The organism is Protofrankia sp. Cr1 (assembly GCF_963555865.1).
Classification (GTDB): Bacteria; Actinomycetota; Actinomycetes; order Frankiales; family Frankiaceae; genus Protofrankia.
In genome coordinates this window covers 1-1,288 of record NZ_CAUVXO010000623.1, presented here as the reverse complement: position 1 = coordinate 1,288, position 1,288 = coordinate 1, and the positions used below count along the sequence as shown (strand labels likewise).

General features: G+C 67.2%; 1 protein-coding gene. It reads right to left on the bottom strand.

The genetic code is table 11. The features are described 5' to 3' along the window. The coding region (locus tag U9980_RS26930; protein ID WP_322770495.1) for an ATP-binding protein at positions 1–1,164 on the bottom strand (1,164 nt) is incomplete at its 3' end. Positions 1,165–1,288 lie beyond the last annotated feature (124 nt).

The window sequence follows — 1,288 nt, the reverse complement described above, 5'->3', positions numbered from 1 at the left end:
GGCAGCGAACTCTTCCAGCAGGCGGGGGAAGTCCAGACGGCCGTCGGGCAGCGCGAAGGAGCGGGGGCGGGGCACGTTGTCGGTGTAGTCAAGCAGGCCGTCGGCGAGGACCCGGGCGATGACCTCCCGGTAGATGGGGTTGGCGACCTCGACGGGGGAAGTCTGGGTGATCAGGCCGAGGTCGCGGGCGTAGAGGACGTCATCGCTGAACGGCTCGAACACGGTGACGGTCCCGGCCAGCACCGGTTCCATGACCCGGCGAACCCGGGGCTCGGTGAGCTTGTCCGCCAACGAGTCCAGGTGGGTGGCCCGGGCGAGGATAAGCCGTTCCTTCGCCTGTTCCACATGGTCGACGGTGATCGGTGTGGACGTCGGGATCTGTATCTTGTCGACGATCTCGTAGGCGAGGGCATTGACCAGCCACGGTTGTCCGGCGGTCAGATGGAACGCCCGTTCCATCGCCTCTGGCGTGAATGTCTGCCCCGTCTCAGCCGTATGCTGGCCGTACAGCTCCCGTACCTCGTCAAGGGTGAAGTCCCCCAGCCGGAGCGATTCGACCTTGATGTTGAACGGGCTGGATGTTCCCAATCGAGACGGATCACCACCCGAAGCGACTTTATAGTCACGGACGTCGCGTAGACCGCACAACGCGACCGAGGCGGGGAAGTTGTCGGGCCGGCCTCGGTAGCCACTGCGTAGCTGACTAAGCACACTGATCAGTGTCCGGCCTTGCAGCGCGTCGATCTCGTCGAAGAACAGCACCAACGGCCGCGGGCACGCCTGCGCCCACGCCCGCAGCGCCATGCCAAGCTGCGTGCCCTCCGACACCGCCGGCCACGGAGGTGGGCGTAGCCCGGCCGGGAGCGAGTCCTCGGCCGCCGCGCGGATCTCGTCGAGGATGGCGCGGGTGGCTGCACCGATGTCGTCCCCCCAGGCCCGTCCGGCTTCGCAGGAGAACAACAGGGCCGCATGCCGGCCGCTGGCGGTCAGCTCGGACGCGAGCGCCTGCAGAGCGGTTGTCTTCCCGGTCTGTCGTGGCGCGTGCACCACGAAATAGCTCTTGCGCGCTACCAGACGGGGAACCTCGGGCAGCCGAACCGACGCGGGGATCATGTAATGATCGCTGGACACGCACGGACCGGCCGTGTTGAACCAGCGCGTCATCGCCCACCTCCTCTGCGGCCACGGGCACGGGCCGATCACCGCTACTGTACGGACCGCGAGTCCACCTGCCGCCGGAACTGTGTGCACGGTCGGTGACCGTTCCTCGGGAGACTGCCGTACTGCC